13 protein-coding genes are annotated in these 16485 nt (G+C 62.5%); 3 read left to right on the top strand and 10 right to left on the bottom strand.

Translation table 11 applies throughout. The features are described from left to right. Positions 1-6: 6 nt before the first annotated feature. Genes nrfD through ET524_RS07225 form a run of 3 tightly spaced genes read right to left on the bottom strand, consistent with a single transcriptional unit; the run spans position 7 to position 4458 of the window. Positions 7-987 carry an NrfD/PsrC family molybdoenzyme membrane anchor subunit gene (gene nrfD / locus ET524_RS07235; RefSeq protein ID WP_129424531.1) on the bottom strand — a complete coding sequence of 327 codons (981 nt, stop codon included), beginning with the start codon at positions 985-987 and terminating at the stop codon, positions 7-9. Continuing rightward, positions 984-1565: a 4Fe-4S dicluster domain-containing protein gene (locus ET524_RS07230; RefSeq protein ID WP_129424529.1), complete on the bottom strand. Its 582-nt coding sequence runs from the start codon at positions 1563-1565 to the stop codon at positions 984-986. Before ET524_RS07230 ends, nrfD begins: the two co-directional genes overlap by 4 nt. A 4-nt stretch (positions 1566-1569) precedes the next feature. Then, positions 1570-4458 (bottom strand): molybdopterin-dependent oxidoreductase, encoded by a 2889-nt coding sequence (locus ET524_RS07225; protein WP_129424527.1) that lies wholly within the window; start codon positions 4456-4458, stop codon positions 1570-1572. A 367-nt stretch (positions 4459-4825) separates the two neighbouring features. On the opposite strand from ET524_RS07225, the gene ET524_RS07220 reads away from it, so the two are divergent. Both ET524_RS07220 and ET524_RS07215 read left to right on the top strand, forming a co-directional pair. Beyond that, positions 4826-5266 (top strand): PadR family transcriptional regulator, encoded by a 441-nt coding sequence (locus ET524_RS07220; RefSeq protein WP_129424525.1) that lies wholly within the window; start codon positions 4826-4828, stop codon positions 5264-5266. 24 nt (positions 5267-5290) lie between these two features. Then, complete coding sequence (locus ET524_RS07215) at positions 5291-5848, top strand: flavin reductase family protein (protein ID WP_129424523.1); 558 nt, start codon at positions 5291-5293, stop codon at positions 5846-5848. Positions 5849-5869: 21 nt separating this feature from the next. On the opposite strand, the gene ET524_RS07210 is transcribed toward ET524_RS07215, so the two are convergent. The 5 genes from ET524_RS07210 to ET524_RS07190 all read right to left on the bottom strand — a co-directional run bounded on the left by ET524_RS07210 (position 5870) and on the right by ET524_RS07190 (position 12853). Further along, positions 5870-7351 (bottom strand): hypothetical protein, encoded by a 1482-nt coding sequence (locus tag ET524_RS07210; protein WP_129424521.1) that lies wholly within the window; start codon positions 7349-7351, stop codon positions 5870-5872. Between the two features lie 137 nt (positions 7352-7488). Beyond that, a complete protein-coding gene (locus tag ET524_RS07205) occupies positions 7489-7779 on the bottom strand; it encodes a hypothetical protein (RefSeq protein WP_129424519.1) in 291 nt (96 codons plus the stop codon). 172 nt (positions 7780-7951) lie between these two features. Continuing rightward, complete coding sequence (locus ET524_RS07200; RefSeq protein WP_129424517.1) at positions 7952-9271, bottom strand: GntP family permease; 1320 nt, start codon at positions 9269-9271, stop codon at positions 7952-7954. Positions 9272-9411: 140 nt separating this feature from the next. Then, on the bottom strand, positions 9412-10155 hold the full coding sequence (locus ET524_RS07195) for a 4Fe-4S dicluster domain-containing protein (RefSeq protein WP_129424515.1): 744 nt from the start codon (positions 10153-10155) through the stop codon (positions 9412-9414). A gap of 25 nt (positions 10156-10180) precedes the next feature. After that, positions 10181-12853 carry a molybdopterin-containing oxidoreductase family protein gene (locus ET524_RS07190; protein WP_129424512.1) on the bottom strand — a complete coding sequence of 891 codons (2673 nt, stop codon included), beginning with the start codon at positions 12851-12853 and terminating at the stop codon, positions 10181-10183. Positions 12854-13228: 375 nt separating this feature from the next. Between ET524_RS07190 and ET524_RS07185 the strand changes: the two genes are divergently transcribed. Next, entirely contained in the window at positions 13229-14206 is a 978-nt protein-coding gene (locus ET524_RS07185; protein WP_129424510.1) for a LysR family transcriptional regulator, read from the top strand. A 388-nt stretch (positions 14207-14594) separates the two neighbouring features. On the opposite strand, the gene ET524_RS07180 is transcribed toward ET524_RS07185, so the two are convergent. Both ET524_RS07180 and ET524_RS07175 read right to left on the bottom strand, forming a co-directional pair. Continuing rightward, the gene (locus tag ET524_RS07180) at positions 14595-15209 is read right to left on the bottom strand and encodes a flavodoxin family protein (protein ID WP_129424508.1); all 615 of its coding nucleotides are present in this window, start codon (positions 15207-15209) and stop codon (positions 14595-14597) included. A gap of 138 nt (positions 15210-15347) precedes the next feature. Continuing rightward, a complete protein-coding gene (locus ET524_RS07175) occupies positions 15348-16226 on the bottom strand; it encodes an enoyl-CoA hydratase/isomerase family protein (protein WP_129424506.1) in 879 nt (292 codons plus the stop codon). Between the last annotated feature and the right edge of the window lie 259 nt (positions 16227-16485).

Raw genomic sequence — 16485 nt, 5'->3', positions numbered from 1 at the left:
GGCGACCTAGTAAAGGTTCTCGCCCTTCGTCCAGGCCTTGAGGAACTCAGCGTCGCTCTTCGGAAGGCGCTCGTAGAAGCGCTCCTCGCCGGGCAGCGGCGCACGCTCGTCGGAATAGACGCACAGGTAGCGCAGCAGCAGGCCGCCGCAGAGCACCAGGATGGGCGCCAGGACCTCGGAGCCGGTGGAGCCTGCGCCCAAGACGTAGAGCGCCAGGGGCAGAACCAGTCCGCCGAAAACCATGCCACCCCAGAACAGAGGCGCCGTCTTGCCGCGCACCCAGCGGGCGGCCACCTCGTGGGCGCACACGTTGCCTGCGCCGTAGAAGCTCAAGACCATGATGAGCAGCACGGTGATCTCGGCCACGACGAGCACGATGTCGACGATGTGCACAATCTCGTGGATGAGCTCGGCCATCACCGCACCGATCACGTTCACGTCCACGGCCCCTCCCAGCGACAGCGCGATAGCCGCGCAAGCCGTGGAGAGCGCCGAGATGGTGAACAGCACCGGCAGCGCCGGGGTGGCCCAGAAGGCGTGGGCCTTCAGCGTGGAGAGCATGACGCCGGTGTACACCATGATGCCGAAGCCCGCCACCCCGGCCACGCCGAGCATGATCGGGCGGACGCCCTCAAGGGCGGCGGCCAAACCGAAGGTCCACTCCCAACCGAGCACGTACAGGTAGCTGGCCCACCACACGAAGCCGAAGATCATGGCAACGGACAGGAGCACCGCGCCCCACTTGATGATGGCGGTCTTGGTGGTGAACACGCGCCAGAACACCGGCGGCTGTCCCAGCTCGAAGACGAGGAAGAAGCAGCCTAGGGCCAGCGCCGCCAGGGCGAAGAACACCGGAGCGAAGAACAGCAAGCCGGAGCCCGGAACAATGATCAGGTCGAACAGGGCGGACAGGAAGAAGATGCCGCCGCCGAGGCCGCCTAGGAACAGGTAGATGACAATGGGGGCCTCCCAGTAGTGATGCTTCATCGCGCACCGCCTCCCATCTCGGGAATGTAGTAGATCTGCGGGTCCGTACCGAGCTCGGTGAACAGGCGCTCGGTGTGATTGGTGTTGATGAGCTTCGACACCTCGCTCTCGGGATCGTCGATGTCCCCGAAGATGCGGGCACGCTGGTGGCAGGTGGCCACGCAGTAGGGCTCGGCGGCCGGATCGGCAGCGCGCCGATCGCGGCAGAACGTGCACTTGCGCACGTACTGGTCGAAGCGGGGCACCATGTGGGACACGTCCCGCATCCCGTAGGGGCACGCGTTCACGCACACCTTGCAGCCCATGCACTTCTTGGAGTCAACCCAAACGGTGCCATCGTCGTCCTGCTGGCTGGCGCCGGTGGGACAGCAGGGCACGCACTCGGGGTTGGCGCAGTGCATGCACTGGGTGGGGGTCCAAGTGCGGTACACGTCCGGGAAGGTTCCCTTCGTGCCCTCGGTCATGACCGGGTTGTAGATGATGTCGAGGGGAAGGTCGTTCCAGGTGCGGCACGCGACGGTGCACGACTGGCAGCCGATGCAGCGGCTCTGGTCGACGACCATGACATAACGGGTCATAGCGTTAGGCTCCTTCCTCTTCGTCGGCGGCCCCGATAGCGGCGGCCTGGGCCTCCTCGGCCTCAATGGGGTTGTACTCCATGGTGTAGCGCGTGCCGTCTTCGGAGACGAGCTGGTCGGTGGCGCCGTCGTAGAGCCAGCCGTAGTAGGCCTCGTGATAGGCGCCGGTGTCCGGGTCGATGAGCCAGCCGGAGGCCGGATCGTACACGTAGGGAAGCTCGTTCAGCTGCGCATAACCTTTCTCCTCGTTCCACGTCAACTGCTCGGGGACCTCGAAGGGCGCACCCTGGCCCGGGTAGCAGCGCACACCGCCCACGAAGTTGACCTCTTGGCGGTCCATGTCATAGAACGTGCCGGTCTCGTCGTCGACGAGCAGCTCGCTGTCGGGATCGTAGCGCCAGCCGGTATAGGCGTCGTGGTAGCCCTTGGTGCGGGGATTCACGAGCCAGCCGGACTCGTCCAGGCGGAAATGGGTGCCCTCCTGGTAGAGCTGGCCGTTCTGCCACACGCGGTAGTAGCCCTCGGGCGCAGGTTCCATCTCAGGCGCCTCGAAGGGCACCTTCTCGCGGGCCAGACGCTGGTCCGACGGCATGACGGTGACGCCGGGCTCGGAGGAGTCGCCGGGGATGGACCACTGGGCATCGGCCGGCCGGTACTCGTGGTCGAACTCGGTGCACTTGTAGACGCGGCAGAGCAGGCCGCGATTGGCCCAGGAGCCGCCCATGGGGTCGCAGTCCCAATCGTCCACGGAGGTGAGCACGTTAGTGTTCGACTCAAGGCAGCCGAAGGGGTTGTTCAGATCGGCCGAGCCGTCGCGCTCGGGGAACCACCAGCCGCGGGGGCAGTACACCACGTTGGGGTGAATCTCCGGGCTCACGTTGGCACGCATCTTGATGCGCCCGCGGCGCGTCTCGATCCAGCACCAGTCGCCCTCGGCGATGCCGAGCTTGTCGGCCAAATCGGGGTTCAGGGTAAAGTAGGGATCGGGATACAGATAGCGGATGGAGGGCATCTGGAAGTGCTCGGAATGGTGGTAGGGCATGAATCCGCCGCCCGTGGTGAGCACGATGGGGTACTTCTCCGCCACCTCCGGATCGTCGATCTCGTTCTCGGAGCAGCCAATATAGGTGGGCATGCCCGCATAGCCCAGCTCGCGCAGGATGGAAGAGTCGCACTCCACCTTGCCCGAGGGGGTCCAAAAACCGCCGTTGGCGACGTACTTGTTCTGGTGCAGCGGCGGGTAGTACATGCGGTAGTTGTCCACGAAGTCGTCGTAACACTCGATGGCGAGACCCAGCGGCTTGAGGATATGGTAGTAGGCCTCCTCCTCGGTCTCCCAGGGCCACATCTCCGGATCCTGCCCACAGGCCAGGCCCAGCTTGCGCCAGAAGGTCATGTCGGTATGGCGGTCGTAAAGCGGACGTATGGCGCGCTTGCCACCGAGGAACGAGTCCGTGGCGCCGTAGTGGGTCACGATGGTCGGGCGCTCGAGCGCGCCGGCGGCCGGGAACACGTAGTCGGAGAGCAGCGCCGTGGGCGTCATCCAGTACTCCACGGTGACGAGGAACTCCACCTTCTTCAGGGCCTCAAGCGTCATCTTCGCATCGCCGTAGGAGTTCACCGGGTTGGTGGCGTTCACGATGAGGCCGCGAATCTGATAGGGGTCGCCGGTAATGATGGCCTTGAAGACGCTGGGGCCGTGGGCCTCACAGAACCACTCGGCCGGCAGCGTTTTACCCCAGGTGCGCTTGGCGTTGTCGGAGATCAACGTGTAGCCGGGCCAGCTCGTCAGCTTAAATTTGTTGGAGCCGATCTGCTTGGCCTTCTGCTCCTCGGGCAGGCACTCGTTGGCCTCCATCTCCTCGTCGGTGAGGAAGTTCAGGGCCGGCCCCGGCATGCCGTCGCCCCCGGGCACGTCCAGATTGCCGCAGATGGCGCGCATGAGGGCCAACGTGAGGCTCGTCGTCGTGGAGGCGGTGCCGAGTTGGTCCCAGGTGCAGCCCCACTGGATGCAGCCGGGCTTGTTGCCGGCGTACATGCGGGCCGCCGCGCGGATCTGGTCCGGGGTCAGCCACGTGAGCGGCGCGGCCCATTCCGGCGTGTAGTCACGCACGTGCTCCTTCAAGGCGTCGAAGTCCTGGCACCAGTCGCGCACGAAGGCGAAGTCGTAAAGGCCCTCGTAGATGATGGTGCGGAGCATGGCCAGGGCCAAAGCCGAATCGGAGCCGGGGCGCAGCGGCAGCCACAGATCCGCCTTCGACGCCGTCTCGGAGTAGCGCGGGTCCACCACGATGATCTTCATGCCCGCCTTCTGCAGGTCGGTGTAGCCGCGCATGGCGCCCAGAGATGACGCCCCCGGGTTCATGCCCCACAGCATGACCACCTTGGCCGAGCCGAGATCGGTCTCGAAGGGCGACCAGCCGGCCACGCAGGTCTCGGCCATGAAGGTGGGAATCCAGCACAGAAGGGCATTATGGAAGCCGTTGGGGCTGCCGAACTGGTTCATGAAGCGGCGGCGCGCCCAGTCGTCGGTGCGCGTCGTGCCGCCGGCCGAGGCCACGGCCTCGGCGCCGGACTCCTCCTTGATCTGGTTCAGGCGCTCGGCCACCTCAGCGATGGCCTGGTCGTAGGGAATCTTCTCCCACTTGCCCTCGCCCTTCTTGCCCACGCGCTTGAGCGCATGGTTGATGCGGGCGGGGTGGTTCAGATGCAGAAGGGCGCTGTTGCCGCGGCAGCAGAGGCCGCCTTGGTTCGAGTAATTGGGATCGCCCTCGATCTTGATCACCTCCCCGTCCTTCACATAGGCGAGGACACCGCAGTTCGCATGGCAGAAGTAGCACAGCGACTTGCGCATCTCTACGCCGGGGGCGTGGATGTCAATCTCGTTCCCCATGGACAACTCTCCTCTTCTCTCGTTCCTTATCGCCCGCCTTCGGCAGGCCCTGGGACGGCTCCTCAGCAGATCCGGATGCCCCTCTCGAGCTTCGATCTACTAAACGTCTCTGGCATAGAGTAGATCATATCAATGACAGATACTAGACTGATCAATGTTTGACTTGCTCTAATAATTGCCTACGGCTGAAAGTCCAGATCAGAAGGGGGTCCGTCGAAGAAAATGAGCCTTTCGGTATGACTTTCTTCCGAAATAAGTAGTATCAACAGGCTGAGTATATATCCGCAAAATTGGGCTTGGTAAAATGTTTGACTTAGTCTATTATTGCAAGCAAGCAAGTTCTTGAGAGAGTCGAGGAGACCGCCCTATGTGGCATGCGTGCAACCCGAAATCCGATGACGACCTGAAGCAGTGCGCCGAGTTGGGCAAGTCCCTCTCGCGCATGTCCCAGCCCACCATCCTCATCGTGCTGGCCGAGTCTGCCGAGCCCCTGCACGGCTACGTCATCGTTCAGAAGGCGGCGGCCTCCCCCATGTTCGGCGGCAAGAAGCCGGATCCGGCTGGCATCTACCGCACGCTGAAGAAGATGGAGGAGCAGGGGTTCGTCACCTCCGAGTGGGACACGCCCACTTCCGGCGCCGCCAAGCGCCTGTTCTCGCTCACGCCCGAGGGCCGTGCGGCCCTGCGCCGCTGGATCGATGCCCTAGCCTGCTACATGGCCACCATCCAGGAGCTGCGCGAGGAGGCATCGGCCGCGCTGAGGATCCCCGTACCGGCCCAGCCGGTCTGTCTCGGCCATGCCGAGTAGCGGCGCTAACCGCCAAGAGGTCTCATGAGCAGCAAAGATACCTTCCGTGCACCTTGGCAACCGCTGTCGGGACGAGCCATCGCCGCGGCGCTGGGACCGCGACCCGTCGTCGTCATCGGCACCGCCCGCGACGGCCGCGCGAACTTCACGCCAGTGGCCTTTTGCGCGCCGCTCTCCTACGAGCCGCCTTTGGTAGCCTTGGGCTTGAAGCCGACCTCGTTCACTTGCGAGATCCTTGAGCAGACGGGCACCTGCACGCTTTCCACCGTCGATGCCGACGCCGCAAGAGCCGTGCTGTGGTGCGGCTCGCACTCGGGGCGCACCACCGACAAGAGCGAGGGCTTCACCTGCGCTTGGGAAGAAGCAGGAGGTACGGCGCTCCCCTACCCGGCCTGCGCGCTATCCACCTTCACGGCGAAGGTGTCCTCAGTCGGCGATGCCGGCGACCACCGTCTCTTCGTCCTGGAAATCGAAGTCGCCGCCACACGTCTTCCCAGCACCGAAAAGGGCCGCCTCGTCACCGAGCCGACCCTCCTGTGCCTGGAGCACACCACCTTCGCCACCGCCGGGCGTATAAGCTAAGCCAAGCAGCTTGCTATCGCCCTATCCGATTGCGCCGGCGCGAATCTTGTCGCGCAGAAGCCAGCTGACGGCGATATAGACGACCATGGTGAGCGGGGCCACCACGAGGAAGGGCACGGCCACGAGGTTCGTGGCGTATAGCACGCTGCCGATCACCGTGACCACGGCGATGGTGCCCACGCCGCGCCAGTGCACTGACTTCTCGGGCTTGTCCATATCGATGCCCTGCCGCCCGATGCCCATCTTGCCGCGGACGATGTAATAGTCGGTAATGAGCAGCACGCACCAGGACGAGGTGAGGATGGAGCTATAACTCATGAACGCGTTCACCTGATCGAGGATGTTACACAGGATGAAGGCGAGCCCGATGGCGTTGGCGCCCACGACCGCGGCGGCCCAAGGAAGCGATCGACCCGTGATCGAATTCACAAGGTTCTCCACCGCGTTCGCGCCGCCGATGGAGTTCGAAGTCTCTACCTTCATCTGCGACAGGCAGATGACCGCCAACCCCACTCCCCCGGCAGCCAATACCAGCGACACGCCGGGATTAGTCACTGCGGCGTGGGCTGCCAACGTCGGATCCATGCCCTGGGCCGCGAAGTAAGCCACCGACTTGTCGAAGCCGTAGAACACGATGAGTGCACCGCAGATGTAGGTGATGATGGCAAAGATGCTCCCTGTAGCGGCAATAGGAGCGATATCGCGCTCACGACGCGCGAACCGCGTAAAATCAGCGGCGAACAGGGCCATCAGGCCACTTGTCATGATGGCGTAGTTCACTGAATAGGCAAAACCCTGCACAGGCTCAACGCCAGGAATGAGGATGCCGTGAGTGGCCGCTTCCACAAGCTGCCCATCGGCGGCAATAAGGTAGATGACATACCCCATGACGCAGAACAGCGCTACAACGAAAACGGCGTTCATGCGGGCGATGATCTTCGTGCCGAACAGCGCCATAAACACCCACACGCACGAGATGCCGATGAACAGCGCCCAACGCGCGACCTCGCTTTCCCAGCCAAAGGCAAAAAGAATCGCATTGCCGAGCTGCACCGTGCCCACGGCGAGCACGCCGACGATTACGAAAATCCAGATGAGAGAACCCGCCGCCGAGCCCTTCTTGCCAAAGATGTAATAGCGAGAGACCACATTGCTGGGCAAGCCCTCCCGATAGCAGATACGTCCCACGAACCACGTGAGCAGAAACGAGAGAGCAAAAGTGATGGCCACGGTGACGCCGCCCATCTGGCAGCCGGCGTAAAAGGCTACAATGCCACCGCCCATGAGCTTGGAGAGGCTGGACACCACACCGGAGAGAATGGCCGCGATATCCGGCCAGGCGAGACGTTCCGATTGCGGAACGCGCTCGAACAGCGACACTTGACTAGTCGCCGATCCCCTCTTCTTGGGGGAGCCTTCCCCCTCCGACGGCGCGCGACCCCTCGAGCGCTTCGCCACGTCGGTCGTCGGCTTCCCCTTGACCTTCTCCTCATTGAAACCCATCGACACCTGCCCCCTTTTCGAACAATCGACGGATGGTCCCTTCCCGAAGACTCCCGCCCCTCGCAAAGAGGGAGCCTTCGGGAAGGGAGCTGGGCGCACGTCCCAGCTCCCTTCGCGTGCGCGTTAGGCGCTGATCCCTAGGCGCTCGGCGGCTTGGGGGCGCCAGGGGCCTTGGGGGCTGCCGGAGCCGAAGGCGGCTTCGGGGCGCCAGGGGCCTTGGGGGCTCCCGGAGCCGAAGGCGGCTTCGGGGCGCCGGGGGCCGCGGGGGCGCCGGGCACGGGCTTGCTGCCGTTCAGGTAAGGCGTGAAATCGCAGCCACAGAACGGGCAGTTCTTAAGCTCGATGCCGTCAACGGCCTCGATGGTCTTGTGGCACTCGGGACACTCGGCCGGACCCGAGGCGGCCGCGCTGGCTGGTCTGAAGCACATGGTGGTCTCCTTTTCGTCGAACGGACGCGCCGCTTTTGCGACACGTTTCTATCCGAACGCCTGACGAGGCAGGCGCAAATCGGTGGTGGAGGGCAGGGCCTGGAGGATGCCCGTCCTCCCGAAGGGAGGCGCGCGGATTCTGCGCGCCTCCATCTCATTGGGGCCGTCTGGCCTAGTAGATGCCCACGTTGGCCATGATAATCATGACCACAAGGGAGCACAAGCCGGCGCCGATGGAAATGGCGGCGATGTGCTTGTAAGAGTTCTTGTGGTTCAGGCCCATGGCGGCGAGCATGCCGAACATGGCGCCGGAGTTGGGCAGGGCGCCGCCGATGGTGGCAGAGGTGGCGATGATCTTCGCCAGAGCGGCCGGGTCGACGCCAGTGGCCAGGTAGGGCTCCAGGAAGTTCTGGGCGATAATGCCCACAGCACCCGAGCCGGAGCCCATGATGCCACCGAGAGCCGCAGCCATGGTGGCAGCGGACACGTAGGTGCCGCCGGGCATGTTGAAGATGGCCTCATAGATGACCGTGAAGCCCGCAGAGGCGGCGGCCACGGTGCCCACGCCCACAGCAGCGGAGGTGAACACAGCGGGTCCCACACCGGCAACAGCGCCCTTGCCCAGCGTGTCGCGCAGGCTCGGCAGGTACTTGAAGAAGCAGATGATTGAGGCGATGACGCCGCAGACCATGCCGATGTACACGACGTTCTTCATGCCGGTGGCAGACAGGCCGATGATGACGGCGATGAGCACGATGAGCGGCAGGAGAGCCAGGCCCAGGGGCGGAATGTTGGTGTCGGCCTCCACTTCCTTGTCATCGTCGTCGGCAACGTAGTGCTCGCCTTTGGCCTCAGCGCGCTTCAAAGCGAACTTGATGTAGACGCAGCTCACCGCAATAGCGATGATGGAGCCCACGATGCCCATGATGGGGGCGGCGGTCAGCGACACGCCGCAGCCGTTAGAGGCGTTGATCCAGGCCACGGCCGGCACGCCGGGGATCATGGCCATGGTGAACGAGCAGGCACCCAGCGTCCAAGCCGCGCAGAACAGATGCCACGGGATGTTGCACTCGCGGAACATCGGGCGCGCCAGCGGGATGAGGGCGAACATGGCCACGAACATCGAAATGCCCGCATAGGTGAGTAGGGCGCCCACCGCGGAGATGCCCAGCAGCACGAAGTACGGGCTCTTGGAGCCCACCTTGGCCATAATGGCCTGGGCGATGGCCTTGGCAGCACCCGACTTGTCCATGAACTCGCCCATGATGGCGCCGCCCATGAAGATCAGCAGGTTGCCGCGGATGAATCCCGCAAGGCCCGTAACGTAGGATTTTTCCGTGCCGACCATCGAGTTCATGATGTCCATGCCGTTGGTCAGCGCGATGATAATGGCGGTCACGATAGACGTGATGAGCACGTTCCAGCCCTTCATGGCCGCAACGACGAAGAAGACGAGACCGACGATAATGCCGATTACTCCGATCCACTCCATGAATTTTCCCCTTTCCTAGAGGTTTATCTTCTCCTCTAAGCCCCCTTGCAGATCCTCCATATCCGCAACAGAGCATAGATGTCCAAAAAGGGGCGGGCGCCCTCCCGACGCCCGCCCGTCCACGGCGACAGTGCCCGAAATCAGGCCATGTCGTTGCGCGTGGCGCGCATGAGCTCGATGTTCGAGCTGTGCTTCATCTTCAGCCCGTCGCGGCCGATGGTCCCCTCTTCGAAGACGGTGAGGTCCTCCTCGCTCTCAAACATGGTGCCGAGGTCGCCGCGCTGCTGGTTAAGCGCGATGGCCTCCTTCACGTCGTAGGGCACAAGCGGGGTCTTCTCACGCGGGTTCCAGATGAGGAAGGCCGGGCTCGTGGCATCGGGGCCGGGCATGCCCTCGCAGTAGCGCACGTCGCCGTACTTCTCAATGAGCTCATCGAGCGGGCCGAAGTCGAAGGCGCGCAGCGGGCAGGCCATGGTGCAGGCGGGCTGCTTGCCCTCGGCCAGGCGATCGACGCACATCGTGCACTTGCTCATCTTGGCCGTGGGCTCGTCGGTGGCGAACTTGGGAGCGCCGTAGGGGCAGGCGTCGTAGCACTGACGGCACCCGGTGCACTTGTCCTGGTCCACCAGCACCGCGCCGTACTCCTCCTCCTTGTACAGGGCGCCGCTCTCGCAGGCCGCAACGCAGGCGGGGTTCTCGCAGTGGGCGCAGCTAAAGGCCAACGAGTGCAGGCGCAGGTTCGGGAACGTGCCGCCCTCCCACTCGTATACCGTCATCCACTTCTCGGCGCCCGGCTCGATCTCGTTCCAGTCCTTGCAGGCGATGCTGCAGGCCTGGCAGGCGTAGCAGCGGTTCATATCGAAAAAGAATCCGTACTGGGTCATTGTTCCTCCTCTCGTTCTCTCTCGCTTAGGCGTTCTCGACGGCGCACGCCGGATCGGAGCCGTTCTCGGCGGCCTCCATGGCCACGGCCGCCGCATCCCGGGCACCGTCCTTCTTGGCCAGGCGATCGCGACAGGCCACGGCCACCATGGCGCCGCGGGCGCCGCCGCGCTCGGCCTCGCCTCCGAAGCCCTCGGCATCGCCGTCGGCCACCTTCTCCACCTGCACCAGTCCGGCGATGATCAGCGCGCCGAGGATGTGCGGCAAGTGGCCGTCGTCCAGCAGGATGTTGGGCGTGCCGCGCATGTCCTGGCCGAACACGTTCATCTCGGAGGCCTCCCCGCCCGTCTGGTACCAGCCGCCATGGTGCACCGCGGCGGTGCCGGGCATGCAGCGGTTGGTGACGTAGGCGGTCAGCATCGTCTCGCCGCGATCGGAGTAGACGCGGCACAGATCGCCGTCCTTGATGCCGCGGGCCTTGGCGTCCACGCCGGAAATCCACACGGCGTGGCGGTAGACGTCCTCGCGCATGTAGGGGTTGTTGTCGTTGGAGGAGTGCTGACGGTACACCGACACGGGCGTCACGAGCGACAGCGGGTAGTCCTTCACCTTCGGGTTGTAGAAGCCGTCGTTAGAGGCGCTTCCGATATCGCCCTCCACGTAGCTGGGGCTCCACACCGGCATCGGGTCGATGCGCCCGCGCCAACGGCTCTCGGTCATGTCGTGGGTCTTCACGAAGTTCGAGGAGAACTCGATCTTCTTCGTGGGGGTGTTGAACGGGCTCTCCCCCCTGTCCAGGGCGGACTTGAACGGGTAGTACGGCTCGTCGATCTCCGTGCGGATGACCGGATGGGCGTTGAACTCCTCCCAGGTGGGACGATGGTCAAAGCCGAGATAGGCCATGATGGTGGCGTTGTCGGCCCACTTCTCGAAGGCCTCCTTGTAGATGGCCTCCTGGGCATCGACCCAGTCCTCGACCGCCACGTCCTTCATGCGGGGGTTGTAGCCCTCGACGACCTCGTCGCCCAGGCGCTTGGCAATCTCGGTCCACACCCATTCCTTCGAGCGCACCTCGCCGGGGAAGTCCAGGCCGCGGGCGCAGAAGGTGAAGTAGTTGCGCATGCCGTTGGGGCCGCTCACGAAGCGCTGGTGGCCGTACATGTACTCGTCCATGCCCTCGAACTGCCACACGGGCGCCGGCAGGATGATGTCGCAGAGCTCCGCGGTGGGCTGGTTCATGTGCCACTGGAATCCCCAGTTGAACTCGGTGTTGGCCATGCCGGCGAAGCGCTTGTTCACATTCGAGTGGTTGTTGCCGTAGTTATTCTCGAAGATGATCATCTGGATGTTGGGCAAGGGGCAGTCGTTGTTCGGGCTGCCGATGAGGTGCCGGAACTCCGACTCCGTGATCTTGCCCGACCAGTAGTCGTCCTGGCGGGCGAGGATCTCGGTGAGGCAGTTGTTGTTGAACAGCACCGGCACCTGGTAGTCGCCCGGATCGCGGTGCCAGTCGGCCCGCGGCGCCGGCACGCGGCCCGGCGTGGGCAGGCAGGCGCCGGACTCGCAGCCGCCGTGGCAGGCGATGTTGCCGGTCATGGCCTGCAAAAGCATCGAGGCCGAGGCGGAGTAATCGCCCATGTGCCGCTTGGCGCAAGAGTAGAAGTACTGGAGGTGCACCGGCTTCTCGGTGCCGTACAGGCGCGCGAACTCGCGAATGGTCTCGGCGGGCACCGCGGTGATGGGGGCGGCCCACTCCGGCGTCTTCTTGATGCCGTCCTCGCCCTCGCCCATGACGTAGGCGCGCCACTCCTCGAAGCCCTCCTTGTCGACCCACTCGTCGACGAAGGCGTGGTCGACCAAATCCTCCTCGAAGAGCACCTGGGCCACGGCCAGCATCATGGCCAGGTCGGTGCCGGGACGGATGGGAATCCACTGATCGGCGAGGATCTCGGCGGACTGGGTGTAGCGCGGGTCGATGACGATGGTCTTCAATCCGTACTCGTGGGCCAGCTGCATGTAGTAGGACGTCGGGCCGAACCAGGCGACCACCGGATCCATGCCCCACATGACGAAGAGCTTGGAGTTGAAAAAGTCGGGCGCCTCGAAACCGGGCATGGAGTTCTGCAGGCCGCGGGTGACCTTGGTGAGGTCAACACCGAGGTGCAGCATCTCGCCGGCGGCATGGCCCGAGGTGGAGTGCTCGCCCCAGGCACCGAAGCCCGCCTCCCACCAAGGGGCCAGCGGGAAGCCGTTCTTCTCGAAGCTGGGGTACTGGGAATGGAAGATGCCGTAGGGGCCGTACTTCTCCTTGATCTCGATCATCTTCTCGGCGATGGTGTCCAGCGCCTCCTCCCAGGTGATCTGGACGAAGTAGCCCCGGCCCGGGCCCTTCTCGCCCACGCGTTTCATGGGATGCAGAAGGCGCGTTTCGGCGTGCAGCTCCTTCTTCCAGGAATGCCCCATGGCGCAGGGGCGCATCTGCACGTTGCCCTTCCACGTGTTCTCCCAACCGCAGTCCTCGCGGGAGTCGTTGGGGTTCACGGAGTCGTCGGGCTCGATAGCGATGATCTTCCCGTCCTTCTCGTGGCACTTCAGCACGCAGGCCGAGTCCCAGCACCCGTTGGCCGGGCAGGACGTGTAGAAGATGCGCTCGCCCTCGCGGCGCTTTCGGCTGGACTCGATAATGCCTTGTTTGTCCATCGATTCCTCCTCTTCTCTTCTCCTCGTTTCCAAAAAGGCACAGAAAGGCTCCGCCGAAGGAGAGCTCGCCAAACCCGTTTCGCCTCGGCAGATTCCGTGTCTTTTGTCATATCATAGGAAGGGAGGGCTTCTTGTTGGCCTGTCAGTCACCGATTTGCCGTCGCGGTTGCTTGCAGAGGCTGCAAAGGATCGTTTACATGGAGGTTTTCTTTACAGGCCCCGTCAAAATCGCGCCACCCTTTTGGGCAAAGGCTCTTGACGGCCGCCCTTTGGGCGGGTTTAATATATGCAGTAAGGGGTAAAATCCGGCTGAGCAGGGGCTTGAGCTGGATTGATGTCGAACGAGGCGGAACGCCACCGCCGACGAGGGGGTTCATGTTGTTCGACGATATCGAAGTTCTGCTCGTCCTCTCGAAGGCGAAGAGCCTCTCCCAGGCGGCGGGTCAGCTGTACATGTCGCGCCCCGGGCTGTCGCAAAAAATTGCCTCCATCGAGAAGCAGCTCGGTACCCCGCTCATCAATCGGACCTCCACGGGTATCTCGCTTACGCAGGCGGGAAAGGTGGCCGTGAAGTTCGCTCAGAGCATGGCCGACATGGAACGGGTCATGGCCGCGCAAATCGCCGCCATCGACGAGCATTTCCCGGCAAACATCACCGTGGGAATGAGCTATGCCGACGGGGTGGCCCTCCTTCCCCGGCTCGTCGCGCTCTACATGCGTCAGAGTCCCGAGGCCCGGGTGCACCTGGACGCCGGCTACGAGCCCGAGCTCGTCCAAAAGCTCAAGGAAGGCGAGCTCGACTTCGCCATTCTCGAGAACCAGCCCACCGAGCCGGGCATCGTGACCGAAGTGCTCGGCTACAAGAAACTCGTCTTCCTGGCGCCCGACAAGGCGCCCTACAACCAGACGCTCGGGCCGGTTCCCATAGAAACGCTGCTGAAGTGGCCCATGATCGTCTACGAGTGGCATTCCGGCCGCCACATGGTGGGCAACCGCCATTTCCGGGAGCGCTACGGCCTCTCGCTGCGCGACCAAAACATGGTGGGCTGCTTCGACACCCACGAGGCCATGGTGGAGGGCGTGAAGGCGGGGCTCGGCTGGGCGTCGCTGCCGGAGAGCATCGCCAGCCGTTACCGCAACGAGCCCGGCATCGTCCGCTTCAAGGTGGCCACCGACACCATGTGGTACCCCGTGTCCCTCACCTGGCCCTCCAGCAACTCCCCGAGCGACGAGGCACGCGCGTTCGCCGACTTCGTTCGCGAGAACATCCCCGAGGGCTACTTCGCCGACAGAGAACTGGAGAACGAGCACCTGCTTGTCCGGCCGGGCCGTACCGTCCTCCCTTCGGAATAGTTATACCCCGTTATCCCAGACTTTGGGATAACGGGGTATAACCAAGTCGCTCTGATATTATCGTAAAGCCCATCCTGCAACCAGAGGATCACAACTATAAGCGAATCATCGTACTGTCTCAAATCGATATCCTACAAGGTTGCAAGTTCTATAACACCACCGAAAACTGTGCCATAAGGGCTTATTGAATTGATTGCACCCCCAACCGGCTTTGCTTGGCAAAGATCGCAAGACAAGGCAACGCAAAGAACAAAGCACCATTCGATTGAGGTGATAGGAACCTAAATCTATTCGGATTCAACGAGTTCGATACCCTATCCCCCATACAACAAACGGGTCGCAAGCTCTATGCTTGCGACCCGTAATCAGAAAGTTATGGGAGCTTAAGCTACGAAAGACGCGCAATGAGGTTAAACATATCATGCCCAAGGCGACGAGCGCACTTGAACGCGTTCTCATCATCTTTGACGCTGCGCCATTCAGGATCGCCGGCCTCATTGAAGCGAGAAAGCTGCGTTGCCGCAACGCCGTCACCCGTGACAGGACCCAGCGGACGAGGATGAACGACCAGCATCTCATGCGTCGCAAAGAAGTGGTCCATAGCAGCAAGTGCGCCTTGGCATCCGCAATCGGGCAAACCGGCGCACGTAACCATGCCGGCCACCTTGCCTGCAAGAGCATTGTCCACCATATGCAGCGGACGCGTGCGATCCATGAAGTTCTTCATGCGGGCCGACACGGTTCCGAAATACACCGGAGAGCCAAGCACAATGCCATCAGCGCGCATCATCTTGTCGTACAGCAAGTCCATATCATCGTGCATGGCGCAACGATTTCTGCCCAAGCACGCGTTGCAACCGCTGCAGAAGCGGATATCCAGATGAGAAAGCTCGATCAACTCGCACGTAGCGCCCTGGTGGCCCGCAGATTCCAGAACAGCGTTCAGAAGCGCTGCGGTGCCTTTTCCGGCACGATGGCTACCGTTGATGGCCAAGATGTTCATTCTCGTCTCCTATTCCTGCCAGAAGCCCTCAGAGACCCATCGGAGGGTGCCGATGAATCGAGAGCTATACCCCTATAGCAAAAAAGTGCCCTCGACCACTATAGATCGAGGGCACGAATTCACACAAGCCTTGAAGACTTACATGTTGTGGAACGCGTACTTGTCCGGGTTCTCCTTGACGTCCTGCTTGTTGTGCGGGTTCATCTTGAGGGTGCCCATGATGCCGTCGTTCGTGTTGGAAGCCAGAACCTGGTTGCGGTTCTCCATCTTGATGACGTTCTCGAAGCTGGTGCCGTCGAGGGAGGTCTGCAGGCACTCCTTCGTCAGGCGCAGGCCGAACGGAGCCGTCTGCTTGCACATATCCTCTGCCATGGCAACGGCGGTCTCAAGCACGTCGTCGTCGGCGACAACGCGGTTCGCGAAGCCCCAGTCGAGCAGCTGCTGAGCGTCGTGGCGAGCAGGGTTCATCAGGATCTCGGCGGCGCGAGCGTAGCCGACGATCTTGGGCAGGAAGAAAGCGCCACCCATGTCGGTGCCGGTGTAGCCGATGGACAGGTAGCCAGCGTTCATCTTGTAGGACTCGCCCAGAACACGCAGGTCGCAAGCGCAGGAGATGGACAGACCGCCACCAACAGCGTAGCCCTTCAGAGCACCGATGATCGGCTGCTCGCAACGACGCATGTTCACGATCTGATCGGAGCACATACGCTGCATGATGTAGAAGTCACGCTGGATGCGGCCCATATCCTCCGGCGGATCAAGAGCCAGGTCGTTCAGGTTGAAGCCGGCGCAGAAGGAACGGCCCTCACCAGTCAGAACGATAACACGGCAATCCTTGTCCATACGGACCTTGATCAGGAAGTCGTTGAACTCAGCCATCTGCTTGTAGGACATGGCGTTGAGGTTCTGTGCATCGTCGAATGCGCAAACGTAAACCGGACCACGCTTGTCGATCTTCAGCTTCTCATACTCGTAGGTAAACTCCGGCAGATGATAGCTTTCCTGATAGACGCTCATGGCGACCCCTTTCTTGATTTACTCAAGTTTTGAAAATTTGTCCCAGACTGTGTTGTCGTCTGTTGGACTGATAACAGAATGCCGGCTTTTACGAATGATTTCTATGGACAAATTTTGAATTCTGTTTCCGCCCCCTCACACATCTGAAGTTCTGTTGCACGCTTTTTTAAATTCGATAGGTTTGGTCTATCGAACTGAAGAATGCCTCGATAAACAACGATGATTTCACGCCGCACAACCGCGATTTCGCTCGCTATCA

Source organism: Senegalimassilia faecalis (genome assembly GCF_004135645.1).
Classification (GTDB): Bacteria; Actinomycetota; Coriobacteriia; order Coriobacteriales; family Eggerthellaceae; genus Senegalimassilia; species Senegalimassilia faecalis.
The sequence above is the reverse complement of the archived record's forward strand: the minus strand, read 5'-3'. Positions and strand labels throughout refer to the sequence as shown.